This is a genomic window from Kluyvera sp. EC_51 (assembly GCF_019584505.1).
In the GTDB taxonomy this organism is placed as follows: Bacteria; Pseudomonadota; Gammaproteobacteria; order Enterobacterales; family Enterobacteriaceae; genus Kluyvera; species Kluyvera sichuanensis.
Genome location: NZ_VDAG01000010.1, coordinates 11,432 through 26,412, shown reverse-complemented (window position 1 = coordinate 26,412; position 14,981 = coordinate 11,432). Strand labels below are relative to the sequence as shown.

18 protein-coding genes are annotated in these 14,981 nt (G+C 54.3%); all 18 read right to left on the bottom strand.

Annotated features, from left to right (window positions below; genetic code table 11):
- Positions 1–30: 30 nt before the first annotated feature.
- Positions 31–612 carry a tail assembly protein gene (locus tag FHC49_RS03665; RefSeq protein WP_112205496.1) on the bottom strand — a complete coding sequence of 194 codons (582 nt, stop codon included), beginning with the start codon at positions 610–612 and terminating at the stop codon, positions 31–33.
- A gap of 61 nt (positions 613–673) precedes the next feature.
- Complete coding sequence (locus FHC49_RS03660; RefSeq protein WP_181575544.1) at positions 674–1,114, bottom strand: hypothetical protein; 441 nt, start codon at positions 1,112–1,114, stop codon at positions 674–676.
- A 73-nt stretch (positions 1,115–1,187) separates the two neighbouring features.
- A complete protein-coding gene (locus FHC49_RS03655; RefSeq protein ID WP_220438778.1) occupies positions 1,188–1,904 on the bottom strand; it encodes a C40 family peptidase in 717 nt (238 codons plus the stop codon).
- Position 1,905: 1 nt separating this feature from the next.
- Positions 1,906–2,664: a phage minor tail protein L gene (locus tag FHC49_RS03650; protein ID WP_220438777.1), complete on the bottom strand. Its 759-nt coding sequence runs from the start codon at positions 2,662–2,664 to the stop codon at positions 1,906–1,908.
- Positions 2,661–3,008: a phage tail protein gene (locus FHC49_RS03645; protein ID WP_220438776.1), complete on the bottom strand. Its 348-nt coding sequence runs from the start codon at positions 3,006–3,008 to the stop codon at positions 2,661–2,663. The genes FHC49_RS03650 and FHC49_RS03645 overlap by 4 nt, the downstream gene beginning before the upstream one ends.
- A 3-nt stretch (positions 3,009–3,011) precedes the next feature.
- Positions 3,012–5,528 carry a phage tail tape measure protein gene (locus FHC49_RS03640; protein WP_220438775.1) on the bottom strand — a complete coding sequence of 839 codons (2,517 nt, stop codon included), beginning with the start codon at positions 5,526–5,528 and terminating at the stop codon, positions 3,012–3,014.
- A complete protein-coding gene (locus tag FHC49_RS03635; protein ID WP_061279028.1) occupies positions 5,506–5,784 on the bottom strand; it encodes a phage tail assembly protein T in 279 nt (92 codons plus the stop codon). Before FHC49_RS03635 ends, FHC49_RS03640 begins: the two co-directional genes overlap by 23 nt.
- A 50-nt stretch (positions 5,785–5,834) precedes the next feature.
- Positions 5,835–6,242: a phage tail assembly chaperone G gene (gene gpG / locus FHC49_RS03630; RefSeq protein WP_220438774.1), complete on the bottom strand. Its 408-nt coding sequence runs from the start codon at positions 6,240–6,242 to the stop codon at positions 5,835–5,837.
- A gap of 36 nt (positions 6,243–6,278) precedes the next feature.
- Positions 6,279–7,016, bottom strand: coding sequence for a phage tail tube protein (locus FHC49_RS03625; protein WP_220438773.1), 738 nt, complete (start codon positions 7,014–7,016; stop codon positions 6,279–6,281).
- Positions 7,017–7,023: 7 nt separating this feature from the next.
- Positions 7,024–7,422, bottom strand: a complete 399-nt coding sequence (locus FHC49_RS03620) for a phage minor tail U family protein (protein ID WP_220438772.1) — start codon at positions 7,420–7,422, stop codon at positions 7,024–7,026.
- Positions 7,419–7,973 carry a phage tail protein gene (locus FHC49_RS03615; RefSeq protein WP_220438771.1) on the bottom strand — a complete coding sequence of 185 codons (555 nt, stop codon included), beginning with the start codon at positions 7,971–7,973 and terminating at the stop codon, positions 7,419–7,421. The genes FHC49_RS03620 and FHC49_RS03615 overlap by 4 nt, the downstream gene beginning before the upstream one ends.
- Positions 7,974–7,985: 12 nt before the next feature.
- Positions 7,986–8,261, bottom strand: coding sequence for an ATP-binding protein (locus tag FHC49_RS03610; RefSeq protein WP_220438769.1), 276 nt, complete (start codon positions 8,259–8,261; stop codon positions 7,986–7,988).
- Positions 8,254–8,580, bottom strand: coding sequence for a DUF2190 family protein (locus FHC49_RS03605; protein ID WP_220438767.1), 327 nt, complete (start codon positions 8,578–8,580; stop codon positions 8,254–8,256). The genes FHC49_RS03610 and FHC49_RS03605 overlap by 8 nt, the downstream gene beginning before the upstream one ends.
- Before the next feature lie 92 nt (positions 8,581–8,672).
- Complete coding sequence (locus FHC49_RS03600; RefSeq protein WP_220438765.1) at positions 8,673–10,688, bottom strand: ClpP-like prohead protease/major capsid protein fusion protein; 2,016 nt, start codon at positions 10,686–10,688, stop codon at positions 8,673–8,675.
- Complete coding sequence (locus tag FHC49_RS03595; RefSeq protein WP_220438764.1) at positions 10,633–12,210, bottom strand: phage portal protein; 1,578 nt, start codon at positions 12,208–12,210, stop codon at positions 10,633–10,635. The genes FHC49_RS03600 and FHC49_RS03595 overlap by 56 nt, the downstream gene beginning before the upstream one ends.
- The gene (locus FHC49_RS03590) at positions 12,135–12,350 is read right to left on the bottom strand and encodes a hypothetical protein (protein WP_220438755.1); all 216 of its coding nucleotides are present in this window, start codon (positions 12,348–12,350) and stop codon (positions 12,135–12,137) included. The genes FHC49_RS03595 and FHC49_RS03590 overlap by 76 nt, the downstream gene beginning before the upstream one ends.
- Positions 12,347–14,449 (bottom strand): phage terminase large subunit family protein, encoded by a 2,103-nt coding sequence (locus tag FHC49_RS03585; RefSeq protein ID WP_220438753.1) that lies wholly within the window; start codon positions 14,447–14,449, stop codon positions 12,347–12,349. The genes FHC49_RS03590 and FHC49_RS03585 overlap by 4 nt, the downstream gene beginning before the upstream one ends.
- Positions 14,449–14,937, bottom strand: a complete 489-nt coding sequence (locus FHC49_RS03580; protein ID WP_220438751.1) for a DUF1441 family protein — start codon at positions 14,935–14,937, stop codon at positions 14,449–14,451. The genes FHC49_RS03585 and FHC49_RS03580 overlap by 1 nt, the downstream gene beginning before the upstream one ends.
- Between the last annotated feature and the right edge of the window lie 44 nt (positions 14,938–14,981).

Genomic DNA, 14,981 nt, shown 5'->3' with positions numbered 1-14,981 from the left:
CCCGAAGGTGGTTGTTAGAAATGATGTTTGCTACTGCTTGTCTTCGACGTAGATGCCCGCCGATACAATCGCGCCACCGATCCGGCGTCGTCCGTAGCCAAGAGGAACAGGGTTACCCTGGGCAGCGGTGTTCGTCACGCCACCAAAGGCGTAGGAAGCCTGGTTATCAGCATCCTGCTTACTGGCAAGTCCGGCTGGTTGTGGGGAAAGCATCTGCACAATACCGCCCAGCATCATTGCTGCACCAACCTTAAATCCAAATGCAGAAATTGGGTTGCCAGGAGCAAAATAGCTACCAACGGCTGATGCAATGACAATGACTGCACCCAAGATAGTCTGTAACAATCCAGAACGTTTGCTGCCTATAATGACAGGAATAATGCGAATAACTTCATCAGAAACAGGAAAACCAAGGTCGTCAACTCCGATATTCTTCTTACCCTTAAAAATAGCGTATGTAAGACCTCGACGTTTACTCGATATCATATACTTTTCGAATCCGGGTATTGTTTTTGATAACGCTACGCCTATCTCTCCGATCCTATCAATTAACCGAACATGTTCCTTTCCAAACGTCTTACCAAGAACACCGCCAAGTATAATCAAGGCCATATCCTCACCCCTCCACAAATAAAAAACCCACCATTCGGTGGGCTTTTTATTAATATTTTTATTACGGTTTAAGATTATCAAGCATATTTTGAACTGAATTGATATCAGTATTGTTTTTGGATGGCATCTGATTTAACTGCCCACCCGGCATTTGGCTTTCAATCCACATATCACTCCATACTTTAGGAGTATTGTTTACCGAAGCTATAGTGAATCGAATCTTTGCCATTGATGGGGTTGAATATGCATTACCCACGAGCATTTGCGCTAATACGCTATCAGCCTGCTTGCCACAGACAACTAGTGAGTCTGTAGATTCAAATACTGACAATCCTTTTTGGTTGCAATAAGAAACTAATGCATCCTTTACCTGTTCTTTAGTTTTACCTGGATATTCTGCTTCAGGTTTACCAGATGCAGTGTGTTTTTTAATAGCCTCTTGATTGGCGCAACCACTCAAAGTAAAAACTGCTAACAGAGATACTGCGATACCTTTAAACATTTATATTCCCTATGTTTATCATTAATTTTAAAAGTAATAAGCAGACAAGACTCACAAAAAAAATATCACCGAATCATAAGCTTATAAGATTCTTATAACGTAGGATTTTCATTGTGCGCTCCTGCCAATACCCTCCGTAGGGTACACGTTGACTAAGGTGGCCGTAAAGGTGGTGCAGTAGCATATTGCCTTCAAGCAGGATCCCTGCATGGTTCCATTTATTGGCCTGCACCTGCATGATAACCATGTCGCCGGCGCGCGGCGGTCCATTAAACTCCCGGAAACCACACTCATACCAGCAATCACGGTAAAAGTTCTCCGGATACTGGTCCTCCCACCAGGGATAATCCACACGGTAATCCGTCAGCTCAATGTCATGCGTTTGCCGGAAATAGCTCATCACCAGCCCCCAGCAATCGAAATGCCCGAGCACGAACGGGCGCTCCAGCAACGGTAACTCGCCGCGCGGCTGAATGGTGCGAATATCCCCTTCCGGCCAGCTGGCGATATGCCAGGGCAGCAGCGTTGCGTCACACTGCGCCTTATCCAGTTCGCTCGGCTGCGTTGTGGCGTCCGGGTGACTGTGTACGATGGCGACAACCGTCCCCAAATCTTCGGCAGCGGCATAGTCCTCCGGTGACAGGTGGAAATGTTCAGTCGGGTCCGTTGCCAGATTACGGCAGGGAATGTAACGCTGAACCCTGCTTTTCTGTACCACCACGCCACAACACTCGCGCGGATATTCTTCGGCGGCATGCGCCATGATGGCATCAATGATTTTCTGACGCATATCAGCTCCTGATAAGGGACGTTCCCGGAAAGCCGCCAAATGGCAGCTCTTCATCATCACCAAAACGCGGCTTGCATCCTGTACTAAGCATCCCACTGCATTCATCTAGTGAAGGGTCATCTACTTCATTACCGAATTTGTCAAAATATCGAGTCCCGGCGTAATCGCAGCCGTCCCCTGATCGATACTTCCCACGAATACACCAGGTGCAAACCGAATGGAGCTGCCGGGTTGGGATCATTAACCCCTGCAGATCCATCGGGCTGGAGAGTTTAAACGCCACCACTTCATGCGTTTCGCTGTCCTTTGCGTCGATATAAAACACCTTCAACTTTTCCTGCTGCGGATCCGCCGCCGGGTTTCCCTCCGGATAATTGACCGCATCCAGATACTGCGCCAACGTGTCGTGGATAGTGACTTTCGCCTGCAGTAAGTCATCGTAAGCAAGACACAGCGCGGTAATGGAACTATCAAGGTTAGCGACCGACAGCGTCGGCTGTGCGCTGGTTCCGTCGGTAGCCGTCTCTATCCCTTCTATCTCACACGGCCAGGCTTTATATTCCAGCCCCTGCCACCAGATAGATTTTGCGGGGAGCTTGTCCTCATCCCCACCGGCGGCGGCGATTTCCTCCGGCGTATGCGCAATATTATGCGCATGAAAACGGAGGACATCATTGACGCCAAACCCGGTGCCATCGACATCAAAAAGCCGGACGACATTGCCCGGCTCGAGTTTCTGATAATCACTATTTAAGCTCATGGTGCAAACGCCTGTTCAAACGTGGCCGAAACGGTTTCCACCGTTTTACTTTTGGTGACACGCTGCAGGCTGTCTGGTTCGACACGCCACAACGTGAGCTCACCGCCGGGAGGGGTAAACGAAAACGATTTTGTTTTGTGGCGCCGCAGGAAAGCATAAATTTCCCGGACCGTTTCCGGTTTCCCGGTGAATGAATACTCATAGCTGAGGGTTTCATCATTGAGCCCGGCGCCTGTCACCTGTTTATAACCATCGCCAAACTGCGCCGTGCGGACGCTATCCTTGCTCTTCAGCGTTGGCTGGCTGGATGCTTTGATCCGCCAGCCAAAATGTTCAATCGCCATCGCTTACCTCTGCTTATTGGCATTCCAGATCATGCCGCCCGGCTGTATAGCTTTCGCAATCCCCGCGCGGACGGAGCTATCAATGACCTGCTGATAGGCTTTTCCGACTGCATCGTCGCTCCCTTTCTGCTGGCCGGATTCCCCTTGCCCTGTGGTGATGGACACCGGCGCATAGACGCTGACACCGAGCGGAGACGCAACACCGCCCCCGCTCCCGCCAACCAGGCCGCCAGTCGCGTAACCGCGCATCATGCGGTAAAGATTTCCGACACCGATCCGGTTTGTGGCCTCCTGGGTAAAGACAAACTCGCCACGGTGAACAACCCCCGCGGGCTCATACTTACCGCCGGTACCGGTATAACCTCCACCAGCGAACCCAAGAGATGATGTTGCTGAACTAACTAGGCCGACCATAGCCTGCTTAATCAGAATCTGTGTCAACATCGATAAGGTCGAGCGCGTAAAATCTGCTAAATTCGCTTTCCCAGTTGTCAGCATGTCGGCAAGACTTTGGCTAATTCCATCCAATGTGGTTGTTGCGATCGACTTAATGGAGTCATAAGCGTTTCCAGCCGAATCCACGTAGTCAGCCCAGGCTGATTTAGCTCCTGCAGCCCAGTCACTTCTTAATTTGTCTTGGGCTGCATAATACCGTCTCAGAGCTGCCAACTCATTCTGATAGCCCTGATCCGCATCCGTGCCACCAGCATTCATCCAGCCCTGCCGCAGTTGTGCCTCTTCATTCTGCCGCTGCGCACCGCGGCTGCTCATGCTGCCACCCGCCACCAGCGCTTTGGTTTTCTCACCAATCTGGGTAACGTATTTCTGCGAGCTATCCTGCAGGCGGTTTAACCGCTCCTGGGCAACAATCTGATCGCCAAGCCGGGCATTCACCTCCGCCCGCGCCAGCACCTCATCTTTGTTCGCCAGCACCGATTTTTCATCAGCGGTCAGCGCGCGCTTTTTAGCGGCCTCTTCCAGTACAGAAAAGCGGGATTGCTGTTTCCACAGTTCCTGCCGCTGCTGGCTGATGGTATCCGTGATGCTCTTATGCTCTTCCAGCGTGCGTAGCTGCGCTTCCAGCTCCAGCGTCTGCGCGCTGGCTGTATCGATACTTTTCACGCCTGCTGGCGTTTTCACCGCTGACGGCTTTTTAGGTTTCTTCAGCGAGTCGTCGTATTCTTTTTTGGCGGCTTCAAGGTTGATGTTGTAGTCCGCCTGGAGGATCCGCCCATCCTTCAGCGCCTTATTCAGTTCGTTCTGGCGAGCGGTGTATTTCTCCAGCGCACTTTGCGTCTTCGCATAGTTTGACTGGGCCTGCGCGGCATACTTCTGGCGATCGGATTCCACCACCGCCTCTCTCGCGGCGTTGTCCTCGGTCGCTTTCGCCACATTGGCCTGCTGCTGTGCCATTTCCAGCGCCAGCCGCGCCGACTCGCGATCGTTCCAGTAACTGGCTCGCGCATCATCATTCACATAGCGGTCGCCTTTGCGGAGATTCCAGACTTCATCCGCGCGCTTAAACGCCGCCTCGGCTTTAGAGACGATTTCCTGCGCCGTGTCCGGCCGCCCGATATCCAGCGCCGCATCCCACATGGATTTAAACGCACGCTTCAGGCTATCCGCTGCCGACTCAATCGAGCCCATGTTGTCGCGCAGGCTCTTTGTTTGATCGCGAAAACCATTCGTCGCCGCATCGTTAGCCGCCTGCAGCGCCGCCGCCTCATCCCCGGATCGTTGCAGTTGCGCCACATAGGCAATCTGTTCAGCAGTGACGTTGTGGAATTGCTGTGCCATGGCAATCAGGCCAGAGGTCGGATCGTTCGTCAGTTTCCCGAACGCGGCCGCCACCTTATCGACAGGCACACCAGACGCCTCGGTAAACTTCGCCACCGCCTGACTCATATCATCGAACCGGGCACCGGCGCGCACGCCAGCGTTAACCAGCTCGGTGAGTGCGCTGCTGGTCTGGTTAAATGTCAGCCCCGCCTGCTCGCCTGACTTCGCCAGCACCAGCATACGGTTCGAGGTCAGCCCGGCACTGTTACCGGAAAGGACCAGTGTTTTATTGAAGTCGGACAACGTGGCCGAGCCCTGATACCAGGCATAAACCATTGCACCGGTAGCGGTTGCCAGCGCACCAACACCCACCATGACCGGCGATATGGAGCCCAGCAGCGCGCGGAAGGTTGGAATAATGCCCCCGAACGAGTCTTTCACCTGACCGCCCTGCTGCAGCAGAATCAGCCAGGGGCTCTGGCCACCGGCCAGTTGCGTGGCAATATCCGTAAACTGCGCGGGCAGCATACGCATCGCAGCGTTGTACTGCCCCACAGAAATACCGGCCTTTTTCGCCGCGCTCTCCTGCCGGGTAAAAGACTGCTGCACCTTCAGCGCGGAATCATTCGCCGCATCGCCGGTCTGCTTAAACTGCCGTTTAACGTATTCCATCTGTTCGTTGAACTTCGACGAGTTAACATCAAGGTTAACGACCAGGTCACCCACTGCCGTCTGGGCCATAGCGAACGCCTCCTGAAATGCCCTCGGCCTTTGCCATCAGCACATCATCACCGGGTTCATCGTCGGTAATATCCTCCGCTGAAGGTGACAGCAGGCTGAAGCTGGCAGGGGTTGATGTGGTTTTGGGGTCAAGTGCGGTGATGACGATATGCATCAGCGAGGAAAAATGCGCATCCATCTGCACATCATTAAAAAAGTTGTCCTGGTAAAACGTTCGCCAGTCGGCGTATTCCGTTGACGACATACCAGCAAGCATGGCGCGCCAGTCCGGCCGGCGAAATTCACGCGCCAGTTTCAGGACGAATGTCAGCTCACTGGCGAGGACTTTTCCAGACTGACCGGCTCGGTCACTGCATCATCCTGTGACGGTGTTGCTTCTGGCGGCGGCACCATGCCGGACAGCAGTTTCACGCGGTACTCCGCTTCGGCAATGATCTCCAGCGGCCAGGTCGTCATCACCTCCTTCTGGATCTGCTCAACATCTTCTTTTGGTGTGTTGCGCGTTCCTTTCAGGGGATGCGCATGCCATAACGACATGGCCACCAGCAGCGCGCCGGAGGTAATCGTCATATTCAGCGCCGCCTGCATGTCTGCATCGGTGACTGTTTCCAGCGTTTTCAGGTGTTCAAGATGCTCAATACGCTGCAACGCCGACAGTTCATAGAGCGTGACGGTCACGCCGTTGCGCTCGAACGGTTCTGTTTTTAAAAACATGGGGTACTCCAGGAGGCGGGGCCGAGGCCCCGATTATCAGGAAACGGTGACGCTGCAGGTCGCAACAAACAGCCCGTCGTTGGTCATCACAATAATGTCAGCCGAACCGGCTGCAATGCCGGTGACCGTCAGCACCGTATCGGCCACAGACACCGTCACGATCCCGGCATCCGTGGTGGTGGCCCGGAACGATTTATCGCTGGCGCTGGCTGGTGCCACGGTGGCATTCAGCGTAGTGGTGGCAGCAACGGCAACGGTGGCAGTCGATTTATCCAGCGTTACGCCAGTGACATTAATCACCGCCGCGGCGCTTTCTTCAGCGAGTCCCGGCTTACCGTTGTTGCTGATTTTGACCGAGCGGGTGATGGTGTCTTTTGCCGTGACCGTTTTACCGAGGCTGCTTACCCAGCCACGGAACACATCGACAGCGCCATTCGGGTATTTGATTTTGTATGCCAGCACGGTACCGTCGTCGAACCAGCGAACCAGATCCTGCTGACCGCTTTCCGCCGGTTTCCAGGCCAGCGTAAAACTGGCCTCACCCGCCGATTTCTGGCCCTGTGCGGTCGCAGTCCAGTCTGCATCTTCATCGTCCAGGTAGGTATCGTCGTTTGATTCGGCGGTCAGTTCTCCAGGCTGCAGGTCTTTAATCTTCGCCAGGCGCGTCCAGTCGGTATCCGATACCGGGTTGGCAAACGGGTTACCCGTTCCGGAATAAATCCAGAGCGTGGTGGTGGCGCCCTTTACCGGCGCCAGTGGGTTTGGTGTAGTCATTACGTCCTCACATAATGTAGCTGATGGAATAACTGAGATCGGCAGATCCCCATGTCATGGCCTCTTCATCGCGTTGATAGTCATAACCCTGAGCCGCTATCAATTCGAGAAGGTCTGCCAGTTCGGGAACATCGGCCATCGCCGGATAGATGCGGTCCTCCATCCAGGAATCCAGAGCACTGTCTGTAGCCGTGGCTTTCAGAAACACCTCAACATGCAGCACGGCTGTCCACATATCTTCATCAACACTTTCATCCGATGCGCGTGCGTCAGAAAGGTAAACTGCGACCGCTGGTAGATCCTGCTCATCCAGAAATCCCGGGCGCCCGTCGAACCATGTCACCGAATCCGAAATATTCCGCTGCAGCGCCGTGAGTACAGCTTTACGGATATCACTGTTTTTCATCGTTTAAGGATCAGCCTCAGTTGGTTAGCCAGATTCTGCCGCATTATTTGGGGCATTCTTTCGTCCATGAGTTTTGGCACTTCTGCCCGGAATGTTTCGGTCAGGGGGATGGCCAGTGGAATGCTTACCACTTCAATCGGGTATCGGCTCTTCGTGGTACGGCGTAATACATGCCAGCGCCCGTTCGCCAGTTGCTGAATAAAAGCCCCAGGGAAACGAAAGGTGCCAACACGCAGCTCACTGTTCGCCCCCGACTTATCCCGCTTTCGTCGTGATAGCCGCATGCTGGATGGCCCCAGTTTGATAGCGGGAAGATTACCGCGGTTAATACGGATCAGCGCACGCGGCTTGCCCACTGTCGCCCTTCGTACCCGCGCACGCTGTTTCACCAGTTTGCGAGGCACGCGAGTGGACTTTGAGACAGCTGATACGCTGCGATTAACTGCCTGTGTGGCGATGCGGTTTACCGTTTGAGCAGAAGCCCGCGGAACGGCTTTTTGACTGATACTGTTAAGGTTCGCAATGGCCTGTTCCAGCCCCTTAATCGACATATTCCCTCCCGCTTACTCAATAAAGATGCGCGGCTTGCCGTTAAAGCGTTCGTGGCGGGTCAGAATGAATTCCTCCCCCTCAAAAATCACCACATCAGAACGTTTTGGCCGATAGCCAGCAGTGAACACCACCAGAGAACGCCCTGTTCCGGTCATCGGCCCCATCTCTTCCAGAAACTCAGCCGGTATAACAATCATGGGCTCACCATTGATGATCGCTGGTTTGCCCATCTTGTTGACCGTGGCCGCATCCATGCGGCTGGCAAGTTTGTCAAAAGGATTAGGCATTGATTTTCACGGCTACGGTAGATGAACCAGCAGCAGCGTCCTCCCACGCAACCCCAGCCGGATCGGCGTCAGTCGCATCGAGCTGCACTACACCATCTTTGATATGAACCTGCTCACCAATGGTAATGGCGTCGGCAGACAGCTTAGGCAGAAGGAAAACCCCTTCGGCAAAACCATCGCCCACCAGGCCTGCCTCAATATCCGTGATGGCCACAGCCACCACTTTCCCCACCAGCACCGGCGAGCCGCTCAGGATCGCAGTGTTACCCGCATTGGCAATCACAATGGTTTTGCCCGGTTGTACAAAATTCTTCGCCATAAAATCAGTCTCCATCCGGCCCCTGATGGGGCCGAATTCAGATATAAAAAAAGCCCTGATGGGCTGTAGAGGTGATGCTTAGTTGAAGGGAATTATTTCCCGGTTGATTTCGCCAGACCGCGGTAATCCAGAGGGGAAACGCCAGCATCGATGCGCACTTTGGTCGCGATGCCATCGGTTGAGAAACCTTCCTGCTGGTCGATATACGGAGTATCCACGCCATTCAGGTAAGCCACTTCGATAGTGTCAGAGCCTTTCGCAGCAGCCAGATACCAGGCATTGCTGTCTTTAGCATCCAGACGCGGCTCTGCGATGACCTCAGCAAAGTTCTGAATCGGGTTATTAATGCCGGAGTTGATATCTGCACCTTTCACACTGGCGGACTTGATTGTCTGGTTCGCCAGGGTTTCGAGTGCCACCGGCACCAGCATATAAGCCGGGCGAATGTTCAGGAAACGTTCACCCTCTTTCTGCAGGCGCATCATCTTGCGCGCGTCATCCAGGCTACCCACAGAAATGGCACCGGCAGACAGGTTGGCGTGATCAGCATGGAACAGCGCCTTACCATCGGACAATTTAACGTTATCGGTCAGGACGGCATAGACCAGATCGCCGATCGTTCCTTTTGCCGCACGGCCCATTTTCATTGGCACGTCCGTAAGCTGGTTCATATCATCGTTGATAATCGCCTGGCGGGTAATGGAGAAGATTTCCCCATAGGTGGCCAGCGCGATGCTCTCACCTTTATCTTTGGTGGTCACATGCTTATATTCGGCACCTTCGCGAACCTGACGCAGAGATGGGAAGCCCCCCAGACCGACACGGTGTGCCGTTTTAAAGTCAGACAACTGGCCTTTTTTGGTCCATTGCTCAAAGGTTTCTGCCGCCTCTTCCCAGCCCTGCAGCAGCGCTTTATTAGCAACATCCAGCAGGATGTTACCGAAGTCCGACGTACTGTGGGTCAGCGCCATGCCGACCATCTGCATCGGGTTATAGCTGGAAACGCCAATGCCGCGCTCAGTCAGTGCCATACGGGCATATTCGCGCAGCGTCATACCGTTGTAGACGTTGTCACGCTCCATGCTTTCGAAGCCTGCGCGGGCCATCAGTGCCTGGCGAACACCATCGCCAACAAAGTTACCGTTACCGGCGTAAATATGCGCATCGGTGGTTTTATTCGACGGCGTGGCGGTTTTACCCAGCGCTGCCAGCAAATCATCCTTTGCCTGCGCAACCGTGCACTCCGGATCCGCGATGCATTTATTCTGCAGCTCCTGATGCTTGCCACCGAACATTGCAAAGAGATCGTTAATCGCGTTAACGCGATTCTTTTGCTCAGTAAGCACCTGGGCGCGGATAGTCGCTTCATCTGCACCGGTCGCGGGTACTGAAACCGTTGCCTGCGGTTGTGGCTGCTGCGGTTCGCGCTGAGTCGTATTGCGCGGAGGGGTGATCATATTACGAATGCTGTTTGGCATCTTTTCAAAGTCCTCGATACGTTTTGATTGAATACAGGCCATCGCCTGCAGAGAGGTTGTGACCTGATCGGCAAAGCCATGCGCTAAACATTCTTTACCATCCATCCAGGTTTCATCTTCCAGCATGGCGGCAACTTCCTCGGTCGTTTTCCCGGTTTTCTCCGCGTATGCCGGGATCAGGACTGACTCGACCTTATCCAGCAGATCGGCATAATCCCTCATGTCGTTGGCATCACCACCCGCAAAACCCCATGGCTTGTGGATCATCATCATCGTGTTTTCAGGCATGATGACCGGGTTACCAACCATCGCAATCACCGAAGCCATAGACGCTGCCAGGCCATCAATGTGAACGGTGATCGCCGCGCCGTGATGCTTAAGGGCATTAAAAATGGCGATGCCGTCAAAGACATCGCCACCGGGCGAATTGATATGAAGATTGATATGGGTTACATCGCCCAGCGCCTTCAGGTCATTCACAAACTGGCGCGCCGTCACCCCCCAGTAACCGATCTCGTCGTAGATATAAATATCCGCTTCGTTATCGGCGCTGGCCTGCATGCGGAACCAGGAATTACTTTTTGCGCTGGCTCTCGGACGACGTTGCGCCCGGTTCTTTGGCTTCGGCACTGGTGCCTCCTTTGTCGTTAGCAGGGTCGGTGTCAAACACCAGCCCCATCTCTTTGTTTTCGTCGATCTCAGCCTTACGGCGCGCTTTCACATCATTCGGATTGCGTCCGCTGGCGCGTACCCAGTCTGATTCAGTCGCTGCACCACCACGGATTTGTGCTTTCCAGGCATTAGCCTCTTTAACCGGGTCAATCCACGGCATAACGGGGCCGGAGTACACCGCCGAGTAAAGCGATTCCATATCCAGACCGCGTGGTAATTTAATCTCACCAGCGGCCACCGCCATTTTCAGCCAGGCGCGGTACATTGGCCGGGTCACCGCGCCGATGAACCAGTCCTGCAAAATGAGATAACCGTCAGTGGATTCCACCAGCTCCTGTCGCTGTGCGCTGTAGGTACCGTTGTAGTTTCGGGACGTACTTGAAAAGCTGAGGCGGCTGCCAGCGGCGACGGCGCGCAACTGCCCGTTGCGGAAGGTTTCAAGGTTCGGATTCGGCCGGTCAGACTTCACCATGCCAATTTCCTCACCCGCTTTAAGATCGTCATAGATGATGCCAGGCTGAATCATTATTTCCCGGTCTTCATCTTTGTCTTTGTCATCCCCCTCATAACTTTGCCCATCACCCTTTTTGATATACATACCGAGCGCCGCGGCAATACGTGCAGCGGTGAGTTCTGCATCTTCATATTCTTTCAGCGCGCTGAGGCGCATCAGAACACCGGATAGCATTGATACACCTCGGGTCTGGTGCAGACGGCGAACAAATTTAAGATGCAGCATGTTTTCCGCATCGACGTCTTTCGTATCAAACTGACGGCCTGAAACGGGCAGACTTTTATAAACCTGAAATTTCTTTGGTCTGCCCCAGTTATCGACATAAACCCCCTGATTAAGCTGGCGCGCCGCATCGCTGGTCATCGGGATAAAGTCAGGCTCGAGTGCTTCTAGCCAGAAAGGAACGCCGGCAGCGGGCGTAAGTCCATTTCCCGTACCGCTGACTATCTGCGCGAATACTTCTCCATCACGCAGCCAGGTACGTAGCATCAGCCGTTCAAGCATTGGTCGGGTAAACTGGTTGGTGACCTCAGGCCGGACAGACCATTCAGCCCATTTACTGCGGATCTGATCAGCCAACTGTTTAGCGATCTTCCCGTTCGTGAGTTTCGGGTGTGGTTCGACGATAATTCCGGCCTTCCCCACCACCCGCTCTTCCAGCTTGTCAAACACCCCAATCACCAGATCGTGGTTGTTATCAAGCCACCGGGCCTGCTCTCGTAATGAAACCGCCCCCACATTGCTGAGCTGATCAGCGGAACGATTCTCACGACGCCCTTTATGCGTCCGAGTTGGGGTAACGGCTTCATATGCCCTGATTTTCGCGCGGGCTTGCAATCGGGCGGCTTTCCACCCAGGGGAAAAGACGCCAATGGCATCATCTAACAGGCTCATGGAAACCTCGCCAGTCGGTAGCCGGGACGCCCCCGGCGCTGCGCAATCAGGGAAGAAAGACGCCGCTCCCATTCCTGCCGCCCTTTACGGATCTCGGAAAGGTTCTCCATCGTCATTTCCTGCCCATTGAAACGGATGGTTTTGCCGTCCAGCACCGCCATCTCGGCTTCGGTATATCGCTGGATCATGGCTTCAATATCGACACGGTTCACAACCATCCTCCTGAAGTGGTCCAAGGGTTAGCATCATCGGTTACGGTTTTCTTCCGCTTCCTGTTTTTTGTGGGGGCTGGTTCTGGCGCCGTGGATGGCGCTTCGCCAGCTTCCGCCGGCGCGTTCTCCAGCCACGTTTCCCGCCGCGCCCAGCCAGGAGCATCGGGCCATTTAATTTTCTCGTAGCCGTGGAGGATGGCGAGCGCATCTGCATAGACCAGAAGGTCAAACGCCTCGTTTGCACCACGTCCCGGCTTACTCCATTTGCCATCGGTCGATCGCTCCTCATAGGTCAATTCATCGTAAAACCAGCTGCCAAGCCATTCCGGAAAATGCACATAACCGGGTCCGGGTGAATCACGCCACAGCGCATTGTTCACTCGGTCTTTGAGGGAATCCGTCTGGAGCAGATAAAGCGGTACATCACCGGAGGCCTGCGCCCGTCGGCTTGAGCGCCCGGTGTTATCCGGAAAGGTTCTGGAGATAAGTTTTGACCGGCGGACACTGTCACCTTTGAAGAGATAAATCTGCTTACCTAACCCCTCGCGGCGGCACCTGCGCCAGAATTTATAGGCGTTATCGGTTACGCCATCTTCCCCGCCGGAGTCCACGGCCATCGCCATCAGACGCATACACCGGTTCGGATCAGAGGCTAGTGGCCAGCCCTTGTTAAACACATCGGTCAGTAACAAATCCCAGTCCTCGGGATAACTGGCCGGGTCGATCTGCTGGCTCTCGCCATTGCCGTCGTAGCGCATCGACTGACGGATGTTGTAGCGGTCCACCAGCCAGCGCTCTCCCATACTCCCGTAACCTGTGACCTGGACAACAAAGCGCCGATTGCGCCCCGCCTGCACATCGACTGTCGCCATAAGAAAACAAACACCGTCCGGCACAGAACGCTTTGGCACATCCTCGGCACGTTGCTCGAGCAACTCACTTTTACGCTGCTCCATGCTGGAGCGGGGAAGATACGGACGCCCAAAGTCGGTATTGATTACCGTCTTTAGCGCTTCCTCACTGCCGGTGGCCTGATAGTCCTGCTCAGCGGTAAGGAATTTGTAGATGAGCTGCGCCCAGGTCTGGTACGCGGCGGCTGGCCCCTCCATCCAGAAGGAGGCAATGCGCGAGCGCCGCCCTTCTCCTGTAATGACACCATCGCTATCAATGGCTTGCCCGTCACGTAACCACACCCCTTTCATATTCAGCGATCGCTTCATATCGGGGAGAATGTGTTCCTGACAGGCAGGGCATTGCAGATAGGCTTTCTCGCTGGCCTCAACGGGATCTGGGATATCGCGATAACCGGCCATATTGTCCATTTCAGGCTGGAAGAATTTGCCACAATGAGGGCACGGCCAGTAAAGACGGCGACGATCGCCACGGTTGTACAACGCCAAAATCCCGGTTGAGGGCGGCGCTTCATGCGGAGAACTACGGCGCCATTTCGTATCGCGTACATCGCGGCCCGGAGAACTCTCGACCAGCGTCATCCCGGACGACATGAAGGTTGTCGTTCGCTTTGATGCCAGTGAAAAGGCGTCACCTTCCCCGTCGATATCTTCCGGGAAGCGGTCATAATCGGTCAGCGCCACGCACTTATAGTCTGATGAGGACATGATATTGACCGATGGCCAGCCAATTTTCAGATAGTTACCGGCGCGAAATGTGCGGTCGTAGACGTTGTTATCATTGCGCCGTGGGCTCAGTCGGTTTTTCACTTCCGGGCTGCAGCGAAATGTACGATCAAGACGCTTTTTAGAGTGTTCGCGCGCCTTTTCCTCTGTCATCTGGATCAGCAGCATATCCGCCGGGTCACAGACAACGTTATAGACAATCCACCCATCAATCAGGCCGATGGTTTTACCGGTTCGCGCCGGGCCAACAAACACCACCGCATCATATTCACGCGATGCCAGGCAGTTCATTGGCTCAATGACGTAAGGTGCCAGGTCTGGATCCCACGGAACGGAGTTACCCGCCCCCATTGGCACGCGCATATAAGTGCTGACCGCATCGGCCACCTGCATACGACGCGGGGCACGTAAAATACCGGAAACATCGCGGCGGATGCCCCTGGCGGATGCCCGCTTTGCCATCAGTCCTCCTCTGGCTCTTCCTCCTCTGTTTCAGCGTCCTGCACTCTCTCCGCCATCTGGTCGCGTAGATCATCGATAACGCTTTGCACGCGAGAAACCGCTGCAGGCGTTAATGCACAGTCTCGCTCAAGTACATCGGGGAGAGTTTCAAGCACCATGACGACGGCTTTCGCCATCAATGAGAATTCACGCGCCACCTCATCTGCCGGAATTAGCTGGCCGGTGTCCTGTTCGAACTTCAGCCGCTCATTTTCCGCTTTCCAGTGAGAAAGCCTGTCAGATGGTGGCATGTCGTCAATGTTGGCTGACACGGTGGGGATCATCAGCTCGGCCAGAATATCGGTGACCAGATAAAGCTTTAATTTGCTGTTGCTGCCTGGCGCTGGTTCGATGTTTTTTAGCCTTGCGGCGACCGTCTGACGGTGTACACCGGAAATCCCCGCCAGCTGGTTAATATTCAGTTTTAAAGCAGCAATTTCCTGGTCCATGATGGTGAACACTTTTTAAACGATTCGACATCTGCACGAAATCG

What these genes read in the sequence shown, in the direction of transcription:
- FHC49_RS03665 (WP_112205496.1), bottom strand. Translation starts at nt 612, where the DNA reads ATGGCCTTGATTATACTTGGCGGTGTTCTTGGTAAGACGTTTGGAAAG.
- FHC49_RS03660 (WP_181575544.1), bottom strand. Translation starts at nt 1,114, where the DNA reads ATGTTTAAAGGTATCGCAGTATCTCTGTTAGCAGTTTTTACTTTGAGT.
- FHC49_RS03655 (WP_220438778.1), bottom strand. Translation starts at nt 1,904, where the DNA reads ATGCGTCAGAAAATCATTGATGCCATCATGGCGCATGCCGCCGAAGAA.
- FHC49_RS03650 (WP_220438777.1), bottom strand. Translation starts at nt 2,664, where the DNA reads ATGAGCTTAAATAGTGATTATCAGAAACTCGAGCCGGGCAATGTCGTC.
- FHC49_RS03645 (WP_220438776.1), bottom strand. Translation starts at nt 3,008, where the DNA reads ATGGCGATTGAACATTTTGGCTGGCGGATCAAAGCATCCAGCCAGCCA.
- FHC49_RS03640 (WP_220438775.1), bottom strand. Translation starts at nt 5,528, where the DNA reads ATGGCCCAGACGGCAGTGGGTGACCTGGTCGTTAACCTTGATGTTAAC.
- FHC49_RS03635 (WP_061279028.1), bottom strand. Translation starts at nt 5,784, where the DNA reads ATGCTTGCTGGTATGTCGTCAACGGAATACGCCGACTGGCGAACGTTT.
- gpG (WP_220438774.1), bottom strand. Translation starts at nt 6,242, where the DNA reads ATGTTTTTAAAAACAGAACCGTTCGAGCGCAACGGCGTGACCGTCACG.
- FHC49_RS03625 (WP_220438773.1), bottom strand. Translation starts at nt 7,016, where the DNA reads ATGACTACACCAAACCCACTGGCGCCGGTAAAGGGCGCCACCACCACG.
- FHC49_RS03620 (WP_220438772.1), bottom strand. Translation starts at nt 7,422, where the DNA reads ATGAAAAACAGTGATATCCGTAAAGCTGTACTCACGGCGCTGCAGCGG.
- FHC49_RS03615 (WP_220438771.1), bottom strand. Translation starts at nt 7,973, where the DNA reads ATGTCGATTAAGGGGCTGGAACAGGCCATTGCGAACCTTAACAGTATC.
- FHC49_RS03610 (WP_220438769.1), bottom strand. Translation starts at nt 8,261, where the DNA reads ATGCCTAATCCTTTTGACAAACTTGCCAGCCGCATGGATGCGGCCACG.
- FHC49_RS03605 (WP_220438767.1), bottom strand. Translation starts at nt 8,580, where the DNA reads ATGGCGAAGAATTTTGTACAACCGGGCAAAACCATTGTGATTGCCAAT.
- FHC49_RS03595 (WP_220438764.1), bottom strand. Translation starts at nt 12,210, where the DNA reads ATGGGAGCGGCGTCTTTCTTCCCTGATTGCGCAGCGCCGGGGGCGTCC.
- FHC49_RS03585 (WP_220438753.1), bottom strand. Translation starts at nt 14,449, where the DNA reads ATGGCAAAGCGGGCATCCGCCAGGGGCATCCGCCGCGATGTTTCCGGT.
- FHC49_RS03580 (WP_220438751.1), bottom strand. Translation starts at nt 14,937, where the DNA reads ATGGACCAGGAAATTGCTGCTTTAAAACTGAATATTAACCAGCTGGCG.